Origin of the sequence: Ornithobacterium rhinotracheale DSM 15997 (assembly GCF_000265465.1) — a bacterium.
Lineage (GTDB): Bacteria > Bacteroidota > Bacteroidia > Flavobacteriales > Weeksellaceae > Ornithobacterium > Ornithobacterium rhinotracheale.
This window is the reverse complement of the sequence record NC_018016.1, coordinates 1,610,291-1,632,557: the sequence shown is the minus strand read 5'-3', so window position 1 is coordinate 1,632,557 and position 22,267 is coordinate 1,610,291. Positions and strand designations below refer to the sequence as shown.

The following is a 22,267-nucleotide window of genomic DNA, read 5'->3' as shown; positions in this document are numbered from 1 at the left end:
ATCATGATACAAGTACAAAATTTAAGCAAAATCTACACAACTACAGAAGTGCAAACTGCGGCACTCAACGAAGTGAATTTAAATATAAAACAAGGCGAATTTGTTGCCATTATGGGACCTTCGGGTTGCGGAAAATCTACTTTATTAAATGTTTTGGGCTTGCTCGACACGCCTACCAGTGGCAGCTATATTTTCAATGAACAAGAAACTACAAAAATGAACAAAAGCCAGAAAAATGATATCCGAAAAAAGAATTTAGGCTTTATTTTCCAAAACTTTAATTTGATTGATGAGCTCAGCGTGAAAGAAAATATTGAACTCCCGTTGATTTACAATCATGTACCGAGCCGAGAACGCAAAGCCAAAGTAACCGAAATTATGGAACAAATCGGGATTGCCCACCGCGCCAATCACTTGCCACAGCAACTCTCGGGTGGGCAACAGCAGCGTGTTGCCGTAGCGCGTGCTTTGGTAAATAATCCAAAATTGATTTTAGCCGATGAGCCTACGGGAAATCTCGACAGTACACACGGAGCCGATGTCATGGGGCTACTCGCCAAATTACACATAGAAGGGGCTACCATTGTGATGGTTACGCACTCTATGCACGATGCACGCTACGCCTCTCGTGTGGTGCAAATGAAGGACGGAAAGATTTTTAACGATGAAAAAGTAAACGCTTATCTCGACTCGTTTGAGCAAGCCGCTTTAGAAAATCTTTCGCTATAAATTTTAATCTCAAGTTTTAATTTTAAAACAACAATTTATGTTACGCAATTGGCTAAAAATCGCTTTTAGAAATTATAAGAAAAATGCTCTTACTACCTTTATCAATGTGTTTGGGCTTACGGTGGGATTGGTGGGTTTTCTGCTCATCATTTTTTACTGGAATCACGAAAATTCTTTTGAAGAATGGAACCCTGAGCGAGAAAATGTTTACCAAATAGAAATTCAACAAAACAAAAATGATATTTGGGCGATTACATCGTATCCTTTGATGCTTGAAAGCAACGCTAAAATCCCTGAAATTGAAGATTTAGCTCTTATAGAATCTTCAATTACTGCCAATGTTTTTTATGGAAACAAAAAAAGCACCCCCAATATACTTAAAGTATCTCCTGATTTTTTCAAACTATTTCCATACAAAATCATTGCAGGGAGCACGCAGAATGGTGTGGAAAAAGACAAGATTTTTTTAGAAAAAAAGGTCGCACAACAACTTTTTGGAGACGATTACGCAAATGCCATAGGCAAAGAGGTTAAGTTTTATAATCAATTTCCAGCCATCGTTGCGGCGGTGTATGAATTGCCCGAGGGCAACACAGAATTTACCTACGATGCTATAATTTTATGCATAAACTTAGATAGGGATAAAGAACGCTGGGGAAATTTCAATTACAAAGGTTTTTTTAAAATAAAACCAGGTAGCAATATCAAAAATATTGAAAAACAAATGACTGATATTTTGTTTACCAATTTTATTGAAAAAGAGGCGCAAAGAAGTGGCAATTCAGTGGAAGATGTTTTAGAATCTATGGGAATAGAAAAGCAAGACATCCGTGTGTACTTAACTCGTTTAGACAAGGCTCATTTAGATTCAAAAGGGAAAACTCTCGGAACGCAAGACAACACCAGCCTAAAAAAGAATTTGCAAATGCTCATTGGTCTTTGCATTCTGATTTTGGTGCTTACTGCCATTAATTTTATCAATCTAAAAACAGCACAAGCCTCACAACGAGCCAAAGAAGTGGGCGTGCGCAAGGCATTGGGCAGCAGTCGTTTGCTTTTGATTTCGCAATTTGTGTTTGAAACTTTTATTTTGTGTTTGATTTCGCTCTTGCTCGCCATTGCCATTACTGAATATTTACTCCCGATTTATGCCCAATTTTTAGGCAAAGAGATTCAGCTGGATTATGTAAAAACTTTGGCTTATGCTTTTGCTATCATCATCGGAATGAGCCTTTTGGCGGGAATCATTCCTGCCATTTATTTGGCTAATTTTAAACCTATTAATACTTTGAAAGGCAATTTCAGCCGTAGCAAAAATGGAATTTGGCTACGCAATGGGATTTTGGTGCTGCAATTGGTAATTTCGGGCTTTTTCATCATCAATAGTTTGCTCGTAAACCAACAGGTAAATTATTTAATGAACAAAGATTTAGGCTTTCAAGGCGATCAGATTGTGATGATTGATTTTAAAGATTTCAGCAAGAATAATGCGCTCCGCTACCAAACAACCAAAGCGGAATTGCTCAAAATTAAAGGCGTAGAAGATGTTACCTTTTCAAGGCAAAGACCCGGCAAGCCTACTGCAGGGATTTCATCGGTATACTTTGAATATAACAACCAAGAGAAAAACATTAATGCCGAACAAGGCGCCGTTGATTATAATTTTTTTAAATTCTATGATATCAAATTTGTAGCGGGCAAAGATTTCAATCCACAACTTTCTTCGGATACGGCATCGGGTGCCATTGTAAACCAAGCCTTTGTGCGAGAAATGGAACTAAACGACAAAGATGCTATTGGGAAAACAATTGCATTAGGAGATGATTTCAAAATCATCGGTGTGGTAGAAGACTATCATTTCCATAACGCCACAGAAGAGATTAAACCTATTTTCCACAATTATTACAACAGAACTTGGATCAGAAACGCTATTCCTTATTTGGCTGTGAAAATCAATCAAAATGATGTGGCTGGCACCTTGAAAAAAATTGAAAACTTTTGGAGCCAAATTGATCCAGAAAACGATTTTAGCTATACTTTTTTAAACGAAGATTACGCTGAAACCTTCACCAAAATTGAGCAGCAACGCAGCTTGTTTTCAATCTTAAATTTTATGGTATTGCTCATTTCATTGCTTGGATTGTTTGGGCTTTCAGCACTCTTGGTGGAGCAAAAAATGAAAAATATCGCCATTCGCAAAACGCTCGGTGCCAGCGACAAAACCTTGATTTGGGAGCTTACACGCCCATTTATCATCATCAGTTTGTTGGCTTCATTTATTTCCATTCCGTTGAGCTATTGGTTCATTACCAAATGGTTGCAAGATTATGCCTACCGCATCAGTATTGGCGTGCTGCCGTTCTTAGTGGGTGTATTTTCGCTACTCATTTTAGCCTTGGTCGTTACAGGCATCAAAGCCTACCGTGCGACACAACGAGATTTGGTGAAATACTTAAAATACGAATAATTCCGATTTTTAATCATTACTAAAATGAAACATACAATCATAGTTTTTTTGGTTTTTATGAGCGTTCAGGGCTGGGCGCAGCAGACATTAAGTCTGGAAGAAAGCCTTGCCCTTGCGCTTAAAAACAATCCAGAAATTAGAAAAATAAGCCTTACCACCGAAAAGCAAAATGCCGAACGCCTTGCTGCTTGGGGACAACTTCTCCCTAGAGCTAATGTGGGTGCCAACCGAGCCTATAGTTTTGGCTCGACCATAGACCCGCAAACCAATACGCGAGAAGCACTCAATGTTTCGCAAGACCGATTTTATTTTTCGGCACAGATGAATCTTTTCTCGTGGGAAAATTTAATGCAACTGAAACTTACGCAATTGCAAAAAAACAGTTTTCGGTATTTTTTGCAAGCCACCGAGCAGCGTATCGCTATGCAAGTGGTGCAACATTTTTACAGTTATCTTTTGGCTAAAAAATGGGAAGAAATTTTAACGCCACAAATTCAAGAAATGGAAAAGCAAGTGCAGCAAACCCAGCAGGCGGTGGAAATCGGCACGCGACCACAGAGCGATGTGTATGATATCGAAGCCAATAAGGGCAACTTGAGCAACCAACTGCTACAAGCGCAAAATGCTAAAAATATTGCCAAAAATAATTTGCTTTTAGCTATGGGCATGCTCCAAGACAGCGTAGAATTTGCCGAAAAAAATGATAATTTGATTGATTTTTTAGATTTAGAAAAAATCGATAATTTGAGCATTTTGGCAAACAATCCCGAAGCGCGCAAAGCTGAAGCGGAACAAAAAATCGCAAAACAAACTTTGAAAAAAGTGCAAGCCTTGCGCCTGCCAAGACTCTCCGCTCAATACCAATGGGGTACTTTTTATAGCAAGATTTTGGATTCGGATTCGCCTACGCAAGATTTTAAACAACAATGGAAAGATCACTCCAATCAATATCTTTCGTTTGGGATAGAAATTCCGATTTTCAACCAATTTTTGGTGAAATCTGAAACTCAAAAAGCCAAGATTGAGCAACTCCAAGCCGATGTACGAAACGATGCTATCACTTTAAAAATCAATCATCAGCTCAATGAAATTAAAAACAATTACCACACCGCTTGGAAAAGTTACGAATTACTGAAAACCAACCACGAAAACCAGCGTTTGGCGTTTGAGCGTTCCGAAGATAAATTCAAAGAAGGCTTGATTGATGCTTATACTTTATTTATCATCAAAAACAACTGGTTACAAGCCAATTACCAATTATATCGCGCCAAAACCGAACTGCAAATGCAACAAAAACTTTGGCAGCTGATGACACAAAATCGCTAAAATTTATATTTTTCTCCTTTCATTGTAATTGAAAAAGGCTTTCCCGAGGGAAAGCCTTTTAGTTGATATTTCAACTTTATTAAATCTTAGCATTTCGCAAACGCAACGCATTGGCAATCACGCTCACAGAACTGAAACTCATTGCCAGCGCAGCAATCATAGGCGACAACAAAATTCCAAAAAACGGATACAAAATCCCTGCAGCTACTGGCACACCAAGCGTATTATAAACGAGTGCGAAAAATAGATTTTCTTTGATATTTTTCAAGACTTTTTCGCTTAATAATCTTGCACTTAAAATACCTTGCAAATCGCCTTTCACAAGCGTGATGTCGGCACTTTCTATCGCCACATCGGTTCCCGTTCCCATTGCAATTCCCACATCGCTCTGTGCCAAAGCGGGTGCATCGTTCATTCCATCGCCTGCCATCGCCACTTTGTAGCCTTGCGCTTGGTATTTTTTCACTTCTTCCAATTTGTCTTTTGGCAACATTTCGGCTTTAAAATCAGTGAGTCCTACTTTTTTTGCAACGGCTTTCACGGTTCCTAAACTGTCTCCTGAAAGCATTATAACCTTAATTCCTTTTTGATTTAAAGCCTTGAGTGCCTGTGCACTGTTTTCTTTAATCTTATCTGAAATCACGATAAACGCCAATATTTCTTGATCTACGGCTAAATAAGAAACCGTAGCTCCTTGATTGATAAATTTTTCGGCTTGTGCATAAAGATTATGATTGTCTTTGGCTCCAACGCTTTCCATTAAGGCTTCGTTTCCAAGTGCTACCGACTGATTTTGCACTTCTCCCACCACACCTTTTCCTGTGATGCTTTCGTAATTCTGAACAGGCAAAGCAGACACATGACGCTCACGACCAAATTTAAGCGTAGCCTTGGCTAAAGGATGTTCGCTGTTTTGATTTAATGAATTAATTAGCTGGAGCATGTCTATTTTTTTCACGCCTTCGACAGCAACCAATTCTTCCACCGATGGCTTGCCTTCGGTAATGGTTCCCGTTTTATCAATTAAAACTAAATTTATAGTTTTTAATTTTTCTAAAGCTTCGGCTTTTTTAATCAAAATTCCTCGTTGGGCACCTTTTCCAATTCCCACCATAATAGACATCGGAGTGGCTAAACCAAGTGCACACGGACAAGCGATAATTAATACCGCAATGGCATTTACAAAAGCATTAGTCCACGGATGTTCTTGCGAAAATAAAAACCAAACGATAAAAGTAATCACCGCTACGCCCACAACAATCGGCACAAAATACGCCGACACTTTGTCTGCCAATCGCTGAATCGGTGCTCGGCTTCGGCTTGCGTCGTTCACCATTTGGATGATTCCTGCCAAGAGCGTATCGTGCCCCACTCTTTTGGCTTTCATCAAAAATGTTTTATTTCCGTTGATGGTTCCTTGGCTCACCTCATCGCCCAATACTTTATCTACAGGAATCGGTTCGCCCGTAATCATACTTTCATCTATGTGGCTACTTCCTTCGATAATTTCACCATCGACAGGGATTTTTTCACCTGGTTTTACTTTTAAAACATCTCCAATTTTAATTTCAGACAAATCTACTTCTTGCTCCACATCTCCCGAAACTCTCAGAGCTTTTTTAGGGGCAAGTTGCATTAATTCTTTTATCGCAGAATGGGTTTTCTGGTGTGCTTTCGCCTCCATTACCTGCCCCAACATGACCAAAGTAAGAATCACTGTGGCAGATTCAAAATAGAGATGAACCTCGCCCGTGGCACTCAATAAATTGGGAAAGAATAAAGCGATTACACTATAAAGCCAAGCGGCTCCAGCACCAATTCCCACCAAGGTGAACATGTTTAAATTTCGTGTAATCAACGAGGCATAAGCCCGTTTAAATAAGATAAAACATGCATAAAAAACGACGGGAATCGACAATAAAAATTGCACCCAATTCCAAGCGGATTGAGGCATAATTTTATACAAAGGATTATCGCTGAGCATGTCGCTCATGGCAACAACAAAGATGGGCACCGTAAAGAACAACGCGATTTTAAGTTTCTTCAACAATCGCAAATAATTGCTTTGTTCCTCATCTTCATTCATTTCGAGGGGCACCAAATCCATTCCGCACACGGGACAATCGCCTGGCGCATCGTAGACTTTGTCGCCCTCGCACATCATCGGGCAATAGTATTTTCCCGATTTACTGACTAACTTTTTTTTTTAGCAGGAGCCTCTTCGCCCTCGTTGGCTATGGTGTAGCTTCCGTCAATTTTGTCTAAAGTTTTTTGAAATTGCTCTAAAGGAATCTCTTGGTTAGATGTTACAACCGCTTCAGATTTATCAAGGTTTACCTCCACTTTAGAAACGCCATTCACTTTTTCTAACGCCTCTTGCACATGTCCTTTGCACCCCTCGCACTGCATGCCATGCACCGAGTAAGTTCTAGTGATTTCCTGCAAAGGTGCAATATCGTAGTGTGAATTTTTTAAACTCTCTTTTAAAAGCTCAAAAGGAATTTCGTGATCCGAGGTAATTGTAGCCAGAGCTTGCGGCAAATCCACCTCTACATGCTTTACACCAGCTACTTGGCTTAAAGCTTTCTCCACGCTGTCTTTGCAGCCCATGCACGACATTCCTATGATTGAATATTGTTTTTCCATTGTTATTAAATTATATTTTTAAAAATCCAATCAAAACACATATTTTAAATGATTTTGATTAAATGTCTTTGTTCTCTTAAGTAACTTTTATGAAAGAAAAATTCGTGCCATGAAACAATTTTCTTGACACGAATTTTATGATTTATTCAATAGTAATTTTTATTAAATTTATTCAGCTAAAATAATCAAATGATTGTTGTTTAGCTCAATGGTTCCTCCTTCTACTTTAATCACTAAATCTTTCCCTTTGTTTTCTACTTTTTGGTGTTTCACCTCGGCATCTTTAGACGCTCCGATTATGATTTCACCTTTTTCTAAAGTAGCCACAATAGGGGCGTGATTATTTAGCATCTGGAACTGCCCACCTTTGCCAGGCACAGTCACGCTGTCTACCTCGCCTCGGTAAAGCACATATTCAGGTGTTATGATTTCTAATTTTAATCCCATAATTTAAGTGATAAAACTTCAGCTAACATTTTTTCTCCTGCCTCGATGGCTTCCTCAATAGTTCCTTTCAAGTTGAATGCTGCTTCTGGGTATTTATCTACCTCACCATCCATAATCATGTTGAATCCTTTGATGGTGTCTTTGATATCTACAAGCGCACCAGGGATTCCTGTAAACTGCTCTGCCACATGGAATGGCTGAGACAAGAAACGCTGAACGCGTCTTGCACGGTGAACGACCAACTTGTCTTCTTCTGACAATTCTTCCATACCCAAAATCGCGATGATATCTTGAAGGGCTTTATATCTTTGTAATAGCTCTTTTACTCTTTGTGCACAATCGTAGTGCTCTTTCCCTACTACATCTGGAGACAAAATTCTTGAAGTTGAATCCAATGGATCTACTGCTGGGTAGATACCTAATGAAGCAATCTTACGAGAAAGTACGGTAGTTGCGTCCAAGTGCGCGAAAGTTGTAGCTGGCGCAGGGTCTGTCAAGTCGTCCGCAGGTACATATACCGCTTGCACTGATGTGATAGATCCATTTTTGGTTGATGTAATACGCTCTTGCATTGCCCCCATCTCGGTTGCCAATGTTGGCTGATATCCTACCGCCGATGGCATACGCCCTAGAAGTGCAGACACCTCAGAACCTGCTTGCGTGAAACGGAAAATGTTATCTACGAAGAATAACACATCACGCCCTTGTCCTGATTCTCCACCATCACGGAAATATTCTGCCAATGTAAGCCCAGAAAGAGCCACACGCGCACGCGCTCCTGGAGGCTCATTCATCTGTCCAAACACGAATGCAGCTTTTGATTCTTTTAATAAGTTTCTATCTACTTTAGACAAATCCCATCCGCCTTCTTCCATAGAGTGCATGAAATCGTCTCCATATTGAATAATTCCAGATTCAAGCATCTCACGCATAAGGTCATTACCCTCACGAGTACGCTCTCCTACTCCCGCGAATACAGAAAGACCTCCGTGACCTTTAGCAATATTGTTAATCAATTCCTGAATCAATACGGTTTTACCTACACCGGCACCACCAAATAATCCAATTTTACCTCCTTTTGAATAAGGCTCAATCAAGTCGATTACCTTAATCCCTGTAAATAACACCTCAGCAGAAGTTGATAAATCCTCGAATTTAGGTGCTGGGCGGTGGATTGGCAATCCATTGGTTTTATCTAGCTTACCAAGCCCGTCGATTGGGTCTCCCACTACATTGAATAATCGACCTCTAATTTCTTCTCCACTTGGCATTGTGATTGGGGTTCCAGTAGAAATTACTTTCTGCCCTCTTTGTAATCCATCTGTACTATCCATCGAGATACATCTCACGGTATCTTCTCCGATATGTTGTTCTACTTCCAAAATCAGTGGATCTTCTCCTTCTTTTACCACTTCAAGCGAATCGTAGATTCTTGGTAATTCTTGATCATTTTCAAAAATAACATCGATTACCGGACCGATAATCTGCGAAATTTTTCCTATATTTTGTGCCATTTGCGTATAATTAGGTATGTAACTATATAACTATGTTTCTGCAAATATAATTTTTTTTTTGAGTATTTGGTATTTTATCGCTGCTTTTTTTCTTTAAATTTTCTAAAAAATTCCGTTATGATTTTTTATCTTGAATTTTTTTCAAAAGATTTTCCATCGCCCCATAAATTCCCTCAAAATTCGGTTTTTTGCCCGAAATATAAATAAACATTATTGCATGCGGCATCTCTAGCTTGGATTGATTTAATCGGTAAGCTTCTCGCATCAAACGCTTGATGTGATTGCGATCTGTGGCATGTTTAAAAAGTTTCTTGGGCACCGAAACACCAATCATATTCATTTCTCCCTGCGCCAAAGGGGTAAAAATTGCTTTTAATGGATAATTCTTAACCGAAGCACCTTCGCTAAAAAGAAATTCAATCCATTTTTTTCGCTTTAACTTATTTTTTTTTCTAAATAAAAACCTTTCTTTAGCGGTATTTTCTACATTTGAACTCAAATAATTAAACTTTTTTCTTAAACAATATAAATTTTATTGCGCTTGCAATTGATAAATATTGTACCTTTGTAGATACAAAAGACAAATTTAAAATAATTTTTTATGTATCCAGAAGAAATAGTAATACCAATGAAGCAAGAATTAACGCTGAATGGTTTTGAAGATTTATCTACAGTTGAAAAAGTTCAAGAATTTTTAGCTAAAAAAGGCACTAGCCTTTTGGTAGTAAACAGCGTTTGTGGCTGTGCTGCAGGCGGTGCAAGACCAGGTGTTGTAGCTTCTCTTTCTCAAGATAAAAAACCTGATAATTTAGGAACTGTATTTGCTGGCTTTGATATCGAAGCTACCAAAGTGGCAAGAGAAGCAATGTTGCCTTTCCCGCCAAGCTCTCCATCTGTGGCACTTTTCAAAGACGGAGAATTAGTGCATATGCTTGAGAGACATCACATCGAGGGGCATTCTCCTGCTATGATTGCAGAGAATTTGCAATCTGCTTACGATGAATTTTGCTAAAAATTAATTTTTTAAAAATAACCAACAACAATAAATTTTATGAAAGTAGCCGTAGTAGGTGCCACTGGAATGGTGGGCGAACGCATGTTAAAAGTTTTGGAGGAAAGAAATTTCCCCGTAGATGAATTAGTACCCGTAGCTTCAGAGAGATCTGTAGGCAAAGAGGTTATCTTTAAAGGAAAGCCATACAAGGTAGTTTCCTTGCAAGAAGGGGTAGACAGCAAGTGCGATGTGGCTCTTTTCTCTGCAGGTGGCGGCGTTTCGCTTGAGTGGGCTCCTAAATTTGCCGAGGCAGGCACTACCGTAGTAGACAATTCATCGGCTTGGCGCATGGACGACACCAAAAAATTAGTGGTTCCAGAAATCAACGCCAATGTACTTACCAAAGAGGATAAAATTATTGCCAATCCAAACTGCTCAACAATTCAGCTTGTGGTGGCTTTGAAACCTTTGCACGATAAGTACAAAATCAAGCGCGTGGTGGTTTCTACCTACCAATCGGTAACGGGTACAGGAAAAGCCGCAGTAGATCAATTAAACGGAGAAATTGCAGGCGAAGAGGTTAAAAAAGTGTATCCATACCAAATCTTTAAAAACGCGCTACCACATTGCGATGTTTTTGAGGAAAACGGCTATACCAAAGAGGAAATGAAACTTACTCGTGAGACCAAAAAAATCTTAGATCCTAATATCGAAGTTACAGCTACTGCTGTGCGAGTTCCCGTTCAAGGTGGGCATTCGGAGGCGGTGAACATCGAGTTTGAAAATGATTTTGACTTAAACGAGGTAAGACAACTTTTGCAAAATGCACCAGGCGTAACTCTGCAAGACAATACCGACACCAATACCTACCCGATGTGCCTTTATGCTGAGGGCAAAAACGATGTATTTGTAGGTAGAATCCGTCGAGATTTTTCTAAACCAAACGCCTTGAACATGTGGGTGGTTTCAGACAACTTGAGAAAAGGTGCTGCGACCAATACCATTCAAATTGCAGAATATTTGGTAGAAAATAATTTATTGTAAAAAATTATTTTTTTAGATATTTAACTTTCAGCGTGTTTCGTTTTTCTTTACGAAACACGCTTTTTTTATTTCAATTAAAAATTACAGAATTATCATTTTTTCGTAATTTAGCCTTTCAAATTTCAGTAAAAACATACAAATGCAAAGTTTCACATTCCCTAGAAAAGCATGCATTTTACTTTCTGCAGCCGCCATTGCCATGTACATAGGGCAAGCTTTGACCTTCTCACACTTTGGCGAAGTCACTTGGCAGTTTTGGGCAGCCACCATCATTACTTTAATCATTCACATCATTTGCTTTTTAGACTTATTTAAAAACAAAGCACTCCCACAAAAGCCGTGGATTTTTGTACTTTGTTTGTGGGGAATTGGCGCATTTATTTATTCAATTGCTAGACAGAAATGAAAAAGAATTTAAGCGAACTACAGCAAAAAAATCTTGCCTACAACTGGCACCCGTATATTCAGCACAAGGGCATGGACGCCCCTATCGTTATTACCAAAGGAAAAGATGCCCTTTTGTGGGACGAAAACGGCAACGAATACATCGACGCCATCGGCTCATGGTGGTGCAACCCGCATGGTCATGCAAATCCTGCCATTGCTAAAGCTATTTCAGACCAAATTCAGACTTTGGAACATGTGCTTTTTGGCGGATTCACGCATCCTTTAGCCATAGAACTTTCAGAAAAATTACTTTCGATTTTACCGCATAACCAAGCCAAAGTTTTCTATTCAGACAACGGATCTACCGCGGTGGAAGTGGCTGTGAAAATGGCTTTGCAATACCACATTAACCAAGGCGTGAAAAAAGATTGTATCATTTCTCTTGAAGATGCCTTTCATGGCGATACTTTCGCAGCCATGGCAGCTTCGGGCATTGGGCTCTACACCGAATCTTTCAAAGGTTTATTACTTAAAAATCACCGAATTCCAGTCCCTACGCCAGAAAACATTACGCAAGTCGAAGAGCAACTTTTAAATATTATTAAAAATCACAAACCTGCGGCTTTTATCTTTGAGCCGATTTTGCAAGGTGCTGCGGGTATGCGCGTTTACAAACCCGAATTGCTCGAACGATTGATGCAAATTTGCAAGGAGCACGATGTGCTTTGCATTGCCGATGAGGTGATGACGGGATTCGGGCGCACGGGAAGATTATTTGCCTGTGATTATTTAGAAGAGTTTCCTGATATTATGTGTATCTCCAAGGCTTTGACGGGTGGATTTATTCCACTAGCGGCAACCACTGCCACACAAAAAGTATATGATGCTTTTTGGGCAGACGAAGTGAACAAAGCACTTTTCCACGGGCATACTTTTATGGCAAATCCTGCTGGGTGCGCGGCGGCATTGGCAAGCATTAATCTAAGCATAAGCCCCGAAACCGAGAAAAACATTGAACGAATTTATCAACGAAATCTGAATTTTGCGCTCGAATTAAAAGAAACCAAAGGCGTAAAAGACATCGAAGTGCTGGGCGTGATGTTGCGTTTTGCGCTCGACCAGCCAGACAATGATTATTATGGAGAATTGAGAAATAAGATTTATGCCTTTTTTATGAAAAATCGTTTAATTTCTCGTCCCGTAGGCAATGTTTTATACATTCTCCCACCCTACTGCATTACCAATGAGCAATTAGACCAAACTTACGAAATCTTACGAAAAACAATTAAAAAATTCGCACCTAAAAAATAATTTAAAAACCGATTTTCGGGCGTTTTTTTTAGACTAAAAATTTCATAATTGAATATTTTTTTAGGGCTAAAGTTTTTCAACAAATACAACTTAAATGAATTCTAAAATCATTGTCACACAATATGCACAAGCGAGTTGCTTAAACGATTTAAGCGAACCTAAAAGTGGCTTGGCAAAGCACCTAATAGGCAAAGAAACCGCTTGGGGCGGAAAATTAACGCCCAAAATGGAAGAAAAACTCCAACAACTTTTAGCCCAAAATCCAAATTACCAAAAATTGGACAGAACGGTGCATTTGGCACTTTTGTGCGCAAGGGCTTTTAACTTTAATCCAGAAGACCAAAATTTAAAAATTGGAGTAAACATCGGCTCTAGCCGAGGGGCTACGCATAAATTAGAATCCGAATTTGAGGCATTTTTCAACCAAGAAAACATCGATATTCTCACTTCTCCTACGACTAGTTTGGGCAACATCTCGAGCTGGGTGGGGCAAGATTTGGGCTTACATGGCATTCAATTTAGCCACTCGATGACTTGTAGCACCTCCCTGCTGAGTGTGGCAAATGCGGTGGCTTGGCTACGCGCCAACATGACCGACAAAATGCTGGCGGGCGGTGCCGAGGCTCCGCTCACACCTTTTACCATTGCACAATCCAAGGCATTGCGAATTTATTCCCGAGAAAAAGAAATTCCTTGCTTGGCAGGAGATTTAAACAAATCTCAAAATACGATGGTTTTGGGCGAAGGGGCTGGGCTTTTGCTATTGGAAAAAGAAACCGAACAAAATAAAAATCAAAAAATCGTTGAAATTGCAGGAATTGGTTATACCTCTGAGCCATTGGCAAGTGCGACGAGTATCAGTGCGCAGGCTACGCATTTTCAAGCATCGATGCGAGAGGCTATTCGTGATTTAGACGAGCCCGTGGATGTGGTAATTACGCACACGCCTGGCACACGCAAAGGCGACCAAGCTGAATACGAAGCTGTGAAAGCGGTTTTTGGAAAAGAATTACCGCTCATCACTAACAATAAATGGAAAATCGGACACACTTTTGGCGCAGCGGGTGTATTAAGTTTGATTTATGGGATAGAAATGATTAAAAATCAAGATTTTTATGCTTTACCTTGGGATACAAACAACGCCAAAAAACGCCCAATTAAAAATGTATTAATCAACGCGGCGGGCTTTGGAGGAAACGCTGTGAGCGTTTTGATTAAAAGGTGATTTTAAGTCTTAAACTTTTAATCTAAAAACAAAAAAAGCTACCTTTTTAGGTAGCTTTCATTATATTAAGAATTGAGGGTTTACATCATACCGCCCATTCCGCCCATGCCTGGCATTCCTGCTGGCATACCGCCTTCGTTTTCTTTTGGAATATCATATACTACAGCTTCGGTAGTTACTAACATTCCTGCAACAGAAGCTGCGTTTTCAAGGGCAACACGAGTAACCTTAGTAGGATCTATGATTCCCGCATCTAGCATGTTTACATATTCGTCTGTTTTGGCATTGTAACCAAAGTTTTTGTCTCCTTCTTTGATTTTTGCCACCACTACAGAACCTTCGCCACCTGCGTTAGCAACGATTTGGCGTAATGGCTCTTCAATCGCTCTTTTCACGATTTTCACTCCAGTTTCTTCGTCTTGGTTATCGGCTTGTAGGTTATCTAAAGCACTCACTGAGCGAACTAAAGCTACCCCACCACCTGCAACGATTCCTTCTTCTACTGCTGCGCGAGTTGCATGCAATGCATCGTCTACACGGTCTTTTTTCTCTTTCATCTCTACTTCAGAAGCTGCACCTACATAAAGTACTGCTACACCGCCAGCTAACTTAGCCAAACGCTCTTGAAGTTTTTCTCTATCATAATCAGAAGTAGTAGTCTCGATTTGAGCTTTGATTTGGTTTACTCTCGCTTTGATTTGCTCTTCGTTTCCAGCACCGTTTACGATGGTAGTGTTGTCTTTGTCAATCGTAACTTTCTCTGCAGAACCAAGCATATCAATGGTTGCGTTTTCTAAAGTATATCCTCTTTCTTCTGAGATTACGGTACCGCCTGTAAGGATTGCTATGTCTTCCAACATTGCTTTTCTTCTATCACCAAAACCTGGTGCTTTTACAGCAGCAATTTTCAAAGAACCTCTTAATTTGTTTACTACTAAAGTAGCAAGTGCTTCTCCTTCTACTTCTTCAGAGATAATTAACAAAGATTTACCTTGTTGTGCTACTGGCTCCAATACTGGTAATAAATCCTTCATATTAGAGATTTTCTTATCCATCAACAAAATGTATGGATTGTCTAGCTCTGCAATCATTTTTTCTGAATCAGTTACGAAGTAAGGAGACTGGTAACCTCTATCAAACTGCATACCCTCTACTACATCTACATAAGTATCTGTACCTTTGGCTTCTTCTACAGTGATTACACCTTCTTTTCCTACTTTTCCAAATGCTTCTGCAATCAAAGAACCGATTGCATCATCATTATTAGCTGAAATAGAAGCTACTTGTTTAATTTTATCTTGATTATCACCTACTTCTGTAGATTGAGATTTAAGGTCTTCTACAATTCTTTCAACTGCTTTATCGATACCTCTTTTAAGATCCATTGGATTGGCTCCTGCAGCGACATTTTTCAAACCTTCGCGAACGATTGCTTGTGCCAAAACGGTTGCAGTGGTAGTACCGTCTCCTGCTAAATCGTTAGTTTTAGAGGCAACTTCTTTCACCATTTGAGCTCCCATGTTTTCTACTGGATCTTCAAGCTCGATTTCTTTAGCTACAGATACACCATCTTTGGTAACATGTGGTGCACCGAATGGTTTAGCCAACACTACATTTCTACCTTTTGGTCCGAGCGTAACTTTTACTGCATCGGCTAGTGTATCTACACCTTTTTTTAATTTATCTCTTGATTCTATATTGAATTTAATATCTTTTGCCATGATTGTAATTTATTTGTTTTTAAATATTTTGTTTTGAGTATTTTTACTTAATCATTTAATTAAACGATTGCCAAAATATCGGCTTCTCTCATAATTAAATAATCTTTTCCTTCTAATTTAAGCTCAGTACCTGCGTATTTTCCGTAAAGTACTTTATCCCCTACTTTTACAGTAAGTGGCTCGTCTTTTTTTCCAGTTCCTACCGCTACTACCACACCTTCTTGTGGTTTTTCTTTGGCTGAATCTGGGATAATGATTCCAGAAGCGGTTTTGGTTTCTGCTGGAGCGGGCTCAATCACCACGCGATCTGCTAAGGGTTTAATGTTTAAATTACTCATATTTATTTTCTATTTTTTCTAGTTAATTTACCTCTCTAAGTTTCACAAAGCATGCCAAGTAACTTAGATTTCCAAAACACTATTTTAATTACTGAAAATCTGCACCTTACACATTTTCACAATAACTGACAATTCATACAAAAAAATGCCAAGCTGGTGACAACTTGGCATTTTTCGGTTTTATCTTTTTGTGTTTAAATACTATTCAATAATGAATTTTATCGACTCTAAAAAGTCGTTTCCTTCGGCTTGCAAGATATAAACCCCTGGCGGGATTCCTATAATGTTGATTTTCTTAATAAAGTTTCCTGTTTGAGTATAATCTTCGTCTTGCTTGATTAATTGCCCCACAAGATTATATATTTTGAATTTCACTCCTGGCTTGGTTAAGTTAGAAATTTTCACATTTACATTTCTATGTGCTGGACTTGGATACAACTCCACATGTTTATTAGACGCTCTTTCTGGCAACAGAGAACTAAATACCACCGCACATAAATTTAAATTTGCAGTTGTGATTTTGCCCTGATATGGTTTAATTCCGTCTCCTACCAGCAATTTCCATTCTCCTTTCTGGGAAACTCCGTTGAATGTAGCAAATGGCACTTGTGGTTTGAAATCTTGAACGCTCTCGGTGCATTTCATGACGGAAGCTTTGTCTGATATTTCTGCATTTATATAATTTGCATTATCGTTCTCGCTACAAGGTTTGGTGAAAATTTCTGCCATTTCGCCCGAAGGTGAGATTAAATATGCTTGTAAATCTCTCATTCTCTGATGCTCAATTCCTAGTTTTAATTTAACATAACTGATTAGCCCTTCTTCTGAAACAGGAAATGTAATTTTGGTATATTCTTGAAAGTTTAGATTAGAGGCAGTGGCTCCATCTGCAATAGCCAGAGGCAATTTTTCATTGGGATAATAGTTTTTGCAAACATTATAGGCTTTATACCCCACCGAAAACGGCTGACTTACTGCAAAGAAAATATTCCCGACAGATTCGATTAAAATATAAGCTTGTTTCGCTTCAAAATCCGTTGGTAATTGAACGGTTTCCTCTCCATCGTTGCTCGCATTTTCTTTCACCAGGGTTTTCTGCATTTTTCCTGCTTGGTCTGTTACCAAGTAAATATTTACTTTAGAAACATTGATAGGAGCTATGTTGGTTTTGGCAATATTCCACTCTACCTTGAGCTCACCTCCTTTAGCCACAGTTTCGTATGCTTTTGGTTTCACAACAGAGAATCCCGTGTCACTTGCTTGAACATTCACCGTCATGTGGTCGGTGGCTACTTGCCCATAATCTCTGCCGTCTCTCACTACGAAACCAAACTTCAACGATCTGGCTACATTTGATAAAGATTCAAAAGGGGCATCGGTCAACATTTGTTTTTTAATTAAATTCCACGACGGAAACATTCTTTCTTTTTCTTTAGACGGTTTCACACTTCTAAAAAGCGGATCGGTCTTGCTATTGGCATCTGCATTTGTATAATTTAAGCTCTGAGAGCTATTCAATTGCTCCCAAGTATAAGTATAATCCTCTTTGTTTGAGCCCTCTGCTTCACCTTTTAACACAAATGGAGTTTTAGCTGGAATTGTATAATCTTCGCCTGCATCTGCCACTGGAGGCTGAGTAGGAGAATCCGTGATTTTTCCACAATTTTTCTTACCAAGCACATAACTCATTTGAAAAATACTGACTTGATTAAAATAATTATCACTACGACTCTGCACATTGAATTTTCCGCCATCTTCGTTTACAATTCCTGCATAGCCCATGATGGTAGATCCAGAACCTGGCTCTACATAAGATTCCTCCCGTGGTAGCTCTTTCTTTGAGAAAATATGCGTAGCTCCCAGCTGGTGTCCTATTTCATGCGTTAAGAAATCTACATCAAAATTGAGTCCCTCTGGCTTGGCATCATACGGAGCAGTAAAGGCACTTCCTTTTTTACCATTTACGCAGACAGTTCCTATATCTATCGACAAGCCTCCGCCAAAAGAAGCTCCTAATAAATGCCCTAAATCATAATTTTCGTTTCCTATCTTCTTGTCTAAAACCTCTTGCAATTCTCTTCCCCAAGTACCATTTTTAACACCAGTTTTCGCCTCTGAAAAAGGATCTGTTTTCGCCTCTGTAAAAATGATTTTATCCTCATCTGGAATTAACTCCAAATGCACCGAAAGTTCTTTTTCTAGCACAGCATTCACATGCGTGAGCGAGGTATTGATCGCTGCCAAAGCTTTTTCTTTGGTTCCGCCGTGATATTGCGTGTACTCTCCCGTTACGGCAATTGCCGTGCGGTAAACTCGCCTTTTGCCATCTGTCTTTAGTGGCAATTCGCTTATCGCTGGAGGCAATACATTTGTAGCCTCAGGCGTTAAGCAATTGAAATCAAAATTTAATTTATTATGATTTACAGCATAGGTACTGTACGAATTTTTATTCTTCGCCAAAGTTGTAATCCCTCCTTTATCATGAATTACCAAAGCATCAATTTTCTGAGGGCTTATACTCAATCGCAGTTGCGAACCATTTGCATACCCAATGTACGATTTAATATGAGGATATTTTTTTGCTAACTCAGGAGAAAAGTTGCTATTTTCCACCAATTTATATTTTGTAAAATCTCCGTTTTTAGTCGGAATTTGCACTTCGGCTTTTTGCTGAATATTTTTTTGCAAAGCCATCAAATCCAAATGATAAGCTTTTTGAATTTCGTGATTTTTAGGCGTAGAGGCTTGCCAATATTGCTGTGCAAAGGCAACCAACGGGAAAAGGATAAAAATATATAGAAATCGGTTTTTCATCTCTAAATTTATTTAGAATTCAAATTTAAAAATATTTAATCGAATTAATTGTAAAAAAACAATAGCACTTTGATTAATTAACATAAAAAAAATCTGTCTTTTAGTTTACACTAAAAGACAGATTTCCTCTTATAATTTAATAATTTCTACCTTACTCAGCTGGAGCGTTTGGCGTTACAGAAGTATCTGTAGTCTGCGGTAACGCTGGCATTTCCTTTACTGGAATATCAGGAGAAACAACATCGGTACTTCTTGGAGCCATGAAGTTTGCAAGAATTACCAAAACAGCTATCAAGATAGCCAAAGTCCATGTTGATTTGTCTAAGAAGTCATTGGTACGTTGTACCCCAAACATTTGACTTCCGCCCCCTCCAAAAGTGGAAGAAAGCCCCCCTCCTTTTGGGTTTTGAGACAATACTACCATTACTAGTAACACACAGACAATCATGATAACGATCATTAAAAATATAAATGTTGCCATATCTTAATTATTCTTTAATTCTTTAATTAAATTTATTTGGTCTGCAAAGAAACCACTTTTTTCTGGATATTTCAAACGCAAAATGTTATAAGCAGTGATTGCTTTGTCATATTTTTTCTGTTCTACATAGATTTTAGCCAAAGTTTCCGTCATCAAATGCGACATATTTTGGTCTTGTTTCAGCTTAATGGGACTTGGCTTATAGTCCTCAGAAGGCTTTATTTTCGGGCTTTTCTCCAAAAATTCGTTGATAATTTTTAATTTATCTTGAATGCCTTCTAGCTCCGCAGAACTTTGATTTTTCTCTTGAAAAGTTTTTTCATGAGATTTGTCATTTTTTTCATCTTCTGAGCTGGACAAATCACTTTTCTTGTTTGCTTTAAGCCATTGATTGAATAATAATTCGCTTTTTTGTGGAATTTGTGCCTCTTCTTTTGGCGATTCTTCGGGTTGCTCTATGGCTAAAGTCTGCTCTCTTTCTGCCTCTTGGGCATTGTCTAAAATCGGTTTTTGCTCGATTTCTTCTTTCACCTCTTTTGCAATGAGTGGCGTAGAGGTTTCTGTTTTCTCTTTTTTCTGATAAAAAAGATAATCGTAAAGAATTTTTCGGCTACCGCAATAAGTAGCTGTTTTTTGAAGATTTTCCAAAAAAATCGACTCCTCCGCTCCCTGCATCGCCTTGGTTTGCAATAAATGTAACGGCTGAAAATACGGATACTTTTCAAGCTCTCTCTCAATCAGAAAAAGTTTGTTATCCTTTAAATCAAGTGGATTTTTAAGTAATTCTAAAATTTCCATATTTTCTCTTACCAGTCGGCTACAATTGCATTAAATATTTGGTCGATTAGTCGTTTTATAATTTTCTCGGTCAGCTCATCTTGCACTTGTACCAAGGATTGATTTGCCTCGAAATCTCCATAATCAGAAAATGTGCGAGAAAAGCTTTTTTCTTCCTGAATTTTGTTCTCGTATCTCACTTTTACCGTGATTGTTAAACGGTTTTGCGCCGCACGGTCGCCACTCACTACGGAGGTAGGCGTTACGGTGTAATCCGTGATTTCCCCATCGATGATAATATTGGCATCCTCGGTGTTTACCAAAGTTAATTTGGTTCTTTGTTCAAATCTTAATTGAAGCGCATTGGTAAATTCTTGGCTTAAATTAGGATTCTGCAATGGTGCGTAGTTTGGGAATTTACGAATATTTGCCGTGTGGATTCTCGGATCTAGCGACGAGCCCGTAAAGGTGTAACAACCATTTAAACTTAAAAGCAACATTAAGCCCAAAAGGCTAAAAATTATTTTCTTATAAGCCATATTGCTTAATTTTTCGGTATAAAGTTCTTTCTGAAATGCCTAATTCCTCGGCGGCTTCTTTTCGTTTTCCGCTGTGTTTTTGCAAGGCTTTTTCGATTAAATCTATTTCGTTGTCCTGCAAAGATAAGGAATTATTTTCTGGAATATCCTCATAATCATAATCCTCCACTTCTGCAGGGTAAGTAGGCGTAGCTTCGATATTTTCTGGCTCGTATTTCAATAAGGAATCGGGGGCAGAGGTGTAGCCATTGAGCACTCGATTGACTAAATCTTTGTTATCTGCCACCACATCATCGTGATTTTTGGACAATAATTGCAAGGTGAGTGCTCGCAAATCGTTTAAATCCTTTTTCATATCAAAAAGGAATTTGTACAATAGCTCTCTCTCGTTTGAAAAATCGTTTTCGCCCTCACCAAATCCAGATTTAACAGGCACAATGCTATTAGTCGGTAAAAATTTGTTGATCTCTTCTGCCCCCACTTCTTCGCGCGTTTCTACCACAGAAACTTCCTCGGCAAAGTTTCGAAGTTGGCGCACATTCCCTGGCCAAGCGTAGTGCGACAAAGTGATCTCGGCTTGTGGCGTAAGTTTCACAACAGGACGACGGTATTTTTCGGCAAAATCAATGGCAAATTTTCTGAACAACAACGGAATATCTTCTGGACGCTCACGCAGGGCTGGAACTTTGATTTCCACCGTGTTTAAACGATAATATAAATCTTCTCTAAACTTCCCTTTTTGCACTGCATCTAGCACATTCACATTGGTTGCTGCCACGATACGCACATTGGTTTTTTGAACATTGGAAGAACCTACTTTCATAAATTCTCCCGTTTCCAGAACACGCAACAATCTCACCTGCGTGTGCAACGGTAATTCCCCTACCTCATCAAGGAAAATAGTTCCGCCATCGGCTTCCTCAAAATAGCCTTTTCTAGTTTGTGTAGCCCCTGTGAAAGCTCCTTTCTCGTGCCCAAACAGCTCAGAATCAATTGTTCCCTCGGGTATTGCTCCGCAGTTTACGGCAATGTATGTATTATGTTTTCTTAGACTTAAGGCATGAATTATTTTAGGAAAAAACTCTTTTCCCACTCCACTTTCTCCCGTGATGAGCACAGAAATATCAGTGTTTGCGACTTGCATAGCACGCTCAATCGCCATGTTTAGATTAGGGTTATTTCCTATGATGCCAAATCGCTGCTTGATTGCTTGTAGTGATTCTGCCATAATTCAATATTTTAAGGGTTTATCGATTTTGTTTCATCTGTTTCTATCACTTTTTCGCCATCTTTATTCCCTTTATCTTTCTTCTTGTCCTTTTCTTTCTTCTCTTTTTTCTTCTTTTCAGAGTCTATGGTATCAATCGGCTTTTCAGGAAAGGGGACAAAAGTCACATCTTCCCTCAGCTTTGGCTGAACTTCATTTAGACTTAACTCTCCATCTACGCAAGACGAAAAAAGCATACATCCAAAAGCTAAAATTATAATTTTTCTCATTTTTTAATTG

General features: G+C 38.9%; 19 protein-coding genes and 1 pseudogene. 8 read left to right on the top strand and 12 right to left on the bottom strand.

The window, feature by feature from the left end; translation table 11 throughout:
• The first annotated feature begins 3 nt into the window (after positions 1-3).
• Genes ORNRH_RS07775 through ORNRH_RS07765 form a run of 3 tightly spaced genes read left to right on the top strand, consistent with a single transcriptional unit; the run spans position 4 to position 4,522 of the window.
• Positions 4-729 carry an ABC transporter ATP-binding protein gene (locus ORNRH_RS07775; protein ID WP_014791320.1) on the top strand — a complete coding sequence of 242 codons (726 nt, stop codon included), beginning with the start codon at positions 4-6 and terminating at the stop codon, positions 727-729.
• Between the two features lie 37 nt (positions 730-766).
• Positions 767-3,196: an ABC transporter permease gene (locus tag ORNRH_RS07770; protein ID WP_014791319.1), complete on the top strand. Its 2,430-nt coding sequence runs from the start codon at positions 767-769 to the stop codon at positions 3,194-3,196.
• A gap of 24 nt (positions 3,197-3,220) precedes the next feature.
• Positions 3,221-4,522, top strand: coding sequence for a TolC family protein (locus tag ORNRH_RS07765; protein WP_014791318.1), 1,302 nt, complete (start codon positions 3,221-3,223; stop codon positions 4,520-4,522).
• A 79-nt stretch (positions 4,523-4,601) separates the two neighbouring features.
• On the opposite strand, the pseudogene ORNRH_RS07760 reads toward ORNRH_RS07765, so the two are convergent.
• From ORNRH_RS07760 to rnpA, 4 genes and pseudogenes are all read right to left on the bottom strand, one after another.
• Positions 4,602-7,168, bottom strand: a pseudogene (locus ORNRH_RS07760) (heavy metal translocating P-type ATPase).
• Between the two features lie 168 nt (positions 7,169-7,336).
• Positions 7,337-7,615, bottom strand: coding sequence for a FoF1 ATP synthase subunit delta/epsilon (locus tag ORNRH_RS07755; RefSeq protein WP_014791315.1), 279 nt, complete (start codon positions 7,613-7,615; stop codon positions 7,337-7,339).
• Positions 7,606-9,129 carry a F0F1 ATP synthase subunit beta gene (atpD, locus tag ORNRH_RS07750; RefSeq protein WP_014791314.1) on the bottom strand — a complete coding sequence of 508 codons (1,524 nt, stop codon included), beginning with the start codon at positions 9,127-9,129 and terminating at the stop codon, positions 7,606-7,608. The genes ORNRH_RS07755 and atpD overlap by 10 nt, the downstream gene beginning before the upstream one ends.
• A 115-nt stretch (positions 9,130-9,244) precedes the next feature.
• Positions 9,245-9,628 (bottom strand): ribonuclease P protein component, encoded by a 384-nt coding sequence (gene rnpA / locus ORNRH_RS07745; protein WP_014791313.1) that lies wholly within the window; start codon positions 9,626-9,628, stop codon positions 9,245-9,247.
• A 102-nt stretch (positions 9,629-9,730) separates the two neighbouring features.
• Here rnpA and ORNRH_RS07740 point away from each other — a divergent pair, with 102 nt between their 5' ends.
• The 5 genes from ORNRH_RS07740 to ORNRH_RS07720 all read left to right on the top strand — a co-directional run bounded on the left by ORNRH_RS07740 (position 9,731) and on the right by ORNRH_RS07720 (position 14,090).
• On the top strand, positions 9,731-10,141 hold the full coding sequence (locus ORNRH_RS07740) for a BrxA/BrxB family bacilliredoxin (protein WP_014791312.1): 411 nt from the start codon (positions 9,731-9,733) through the stop codon (positions 10,139-10,141).
• Between the two features lie 39 nt (positions 10,142-10,180).
• Positions 10,181-11,167 carry an aspartate-semialdehyde dehydrogenase gene (locus ORNRH_RS07735; RefSeq protein ID WP_014791311.1) on the top strand — a complete coding sequence of 329 codons (987 nt, stop codon included), beginning with the start codon at positions 10,181-10,183 and terminating at the stop codon, positions 11,165-11,167.
• Between the two features lie 139 nt (positions 11,168-11,306).
• Positions 11,307-11,573: a hypothetical protein gene (locus ORNRH_RS07730; protein ID WP_014791310.1), complete on the top strand. Its 267-nt coding sequence runs from the start codon at positions 11,307-11,309 to the stop codon at positions 11,571-11,573.
• Positions 11,570-12,865 carry an adenosylmethionine--8-amino-7-oxononanoate transaminase gene (gene bioA / locus ORNRH_RS07725; RefSeq protein ID WP_014791309.1) on the top strand — a complete coding sequence of 432 codons (1,296 nt, stop codon included), beginning with the start codon at positions 11,570-11,572 and terminating at the stop codon, positions 12,863-12,865. Before ORNRH_RS07730 ends, bioA begins: the two co-directional genes overlap by 4 nt.
• A 94-nt stretch (positions 12,866-12,959) precedes the next feature.
• Entirely contained in the window at positions 12,960-14,090 is a 1,131-nt protein-coding gene (locus tag ORNRH_RS07720; protein ID WP_014791308.1) for a beta-ketoacyl synthase N-terminal-like domain-containing protein, read from the top strand.
• 80 nt (positions 14,091-14,170) lie between these two features.
• Here the strand turns inward: ORNRH_RS07720 and groL are convergent, their stop codons facing one another.
• The 8 genes from groL to ORNRH_RS07680 form a co-directional block, all read right to left on the bottom strand.
• Positions 14,171-15,811 (bottom strand): chaperonin GroEL, encoded by a 1,641-nt coding sequence (groL, locus tag ORNRH_RS07715; RefSeq protein WP_014791307.1) that lies wholly within the window; start codon positions 15,809-15,811, stop codon positions 14,171-14,173.
• A 59-nt stretch (positions 15,812-15,870) separates the two neighbouring features.
• Positions 15,871-16,149 carry a co-chaperone GroES gene (locus ORNRH_RS07710; RefSeq protein ID WP_014791306.1) on the bottom strand — a complete coding sequence of 93 codons (279 nt, stop codon included), beginning with the start codon at positions 16,147-16,149 and terminating at the stop codon, positions 15,871-15,873.
• 201 nt (positions 16,150-16,350) lie between these two features.
• Positions 16,351-18,963, bottom strand: coding sequence for a reprolysin-like metallopeptidase (locus tag ORNRH_RS11660; protein WP_014791305.1), 2,613 nt, complete (start codon positions 18,961-18,963; stop codon positions 16,351-16,353).
• 151 nt (positions 18,964-19,114) lie between these two features.
• Positions 19,115-19,444, bottom strand: a complete 330-nt coding sequence (gene secG, locus ORNRH_RS07700; protein WP_014791304.1) for a preprotein translocase subunit SecG — start codon at positions 19,442-19,444, stop codon at positions 19,115-19,117.
• 3 nt (positions 19,445-19,447) lie between these two features.
• Positions 19,448-20,242 carry a hypothetical protein gene (locus ORNRH_RS11655; protein ID WP_014791303.1) on the bottom strand — a complete coding sequence of 265 codons (795 nt, stop codon included), beginning with the start codon at positions 20,240-20,242 and terminating at the stop codon, positions 19,448-19,450.
• A gap of 8 nt (positions 20,243-20,250) precedes the next feature.
• Complete coding sequence (locus ORNRH_RS07690; protein ID WP_014791302.1) at positions 20,251-20,760, bottom strand: LptE family protein; 510 nt, start codon at positions 20,758-20,760, stop codon at positions 20,251-20,253.
• Positions 20,750-21,988: a sigma-54 interaction domain-containing protein gene (locus ORNRH_RS07685; protein ID WP_014791301.1), complete on the bottom strand. Its 1,239-nt coding sequence runs from the start codon at positions 21,986-21,988 to the stop codon at positions 20,750-20,752. The genes ORNRH_RS07690 and ORNRH_RS07685 overlap by 11 nt, the downstream gene beginning before the upstream one ends.
• A gap of 11 nt (positions 21,989-21,999) precedes the next feature.
• Positions 22,000-22,257 (bottom strand): hypothetical protein, encoded by a 258-nt coding sequence (locus ORNRH_RS07680; RefSeq protein WP_014791300.1) that lies wholly within the window; start codon positions 22,255-22,257, stop codon positions 22,000-22,002.
• Positions 22,258-22,267: the final 10 nt, after the last annotated feature.

What these genes read in the sequence shown, in the direction of transcription:
- ORNRH_RS07735 (WP_014791311.1), top strand. Translation starts at nt 10,181, where the DNA reads ATGAAAGTAGCCGTAGTAGGTGCCACTGGAATGGTGGGCGAACGCATG.
- ORNRH_RS07720 (WP_014791308.1), top strand. Translation starts at nt 12,960, where the DNA reads ATGAATTCTAAAATCATTGTCACACAATATGCACAAGCGAGTTGCTTA.
- ORNRH_RS07730 (WP_014791310.1), top strand. Translation starts at nt 11,307, where the DNA reads ATGCAAAGTTTCACATTCCCTAGAAAAGCATGCATTTTACTTTCTGCA.
- ORNRH_RS07710 (WP_014791306.1), bottom strand. Translation starts at nt 16,149, where the DNA reads ATGAGTAATTTAAACATTAAACCCTTAGCAGATCGCGTGGTGATTGAG.
- ORNRH_RS07740 (WP_014791312.1), top strand. Translation starts at nt 9,731, where the DNA reads ATGTATCCAGAAGAAATAGTAATACCAATGAAGCAAGAATTAACGCTG.
- bioA (WP_014791309.1), top strand. Translation starts at nt 11,570, where the DNA reads ATGAAAAAGAATTTAAGCGAACTACAGCAAAAAAATCTTGCCTACAAC.
- ORNRH_RS11655 (WP_014791303.1), bottom strand. Translation starts at nt 20,242, where the DNA reads ATGGAAATTTTAGAATTACTTAAAAATCCACTTGATTTAAAGGATAAC.
- ORNRH_RS07690 (WP_014791302.1), bottom strand. Translation starts at nt 20,760, where the DNA reads ATGGCTTATAAGAAAATAATTTTTAGCCTTTTGGGCTTAATGTTGCTT.
- ORNRH_RS07755 (WP_014791315.1), bottom strand. Translation starts at nt 7,615, where the DNA reads ATGGGATTAAAATTAGAAATCATAACACCTGAATATGTGCTTTACCGA.
- ORNRH_RS07685 (WP_014791301.1), bottom strand. Translation starts at nt 21,988, where the DNA reads ATGGCAGAATCACTACAAGCAATCAAGCAGCGATTTGGCATCATAGGA.
- ORNRH_RS07775 (WP_014791320.1), top strand. Translation starts at nt 4, where the DNA reads ATGATACAAGTACAAAATTTAAGCAAAATCTACACAACTACAGAAGTG.
- secG (WP_014791304.1), bottom strand. Translation starts at nt 19,444, where the DNA reads ATGGCAACATTTATATTTTTAATGATCGTTATCATGATTGTCTGTGTG.
- ORNRH_RS11660 (WP_014791305.1), bottom strand. Translation starts at nt 18,963, where the DNA reads ATGAAAAACCGATTTCTATATATTTTTATCCTTTTCCCGTTGGTTGCC.
- ORNRH_RS07765 (WP_014791318.1), top strand. Translation starts at nt 3,221, where the DNA reads ATGAAACATACAATCATAGTTTTTTTGGTTTTTATGAGCGTTCAGGGC.
- atpD (WP_014791314.1), bottom strand. Translation starts at nt 9,129, where the DNA reads ATGGCACAAAATATAGGAAAAATTTCGCAGATTATCGGTCCGGTAATC.
- ORNRH_RS07680 (WP_014791300.1), bottom strand. Translation starts at nt 22,257, where the DNA reads ATGAGAAAAATTATAATTTTAGCTTTTGGATGTATGCTTTTTTCGTCT.
- ORNRH_RS07770 (WP_014791319.1), top strand. Translation starts at nt 767, where the DNA reads ATGTTACGCAATTGGCTAAAAATCGCTTTTAGAAATTATAAGAAAAAT.
- groL (WP_014791307.1), bottom strand. Translation starts at nt 15,811, where the DNA reads ATGGCAAAAGATATTAAATTCAATATAGAATCAAGAGATAAATTAAAA.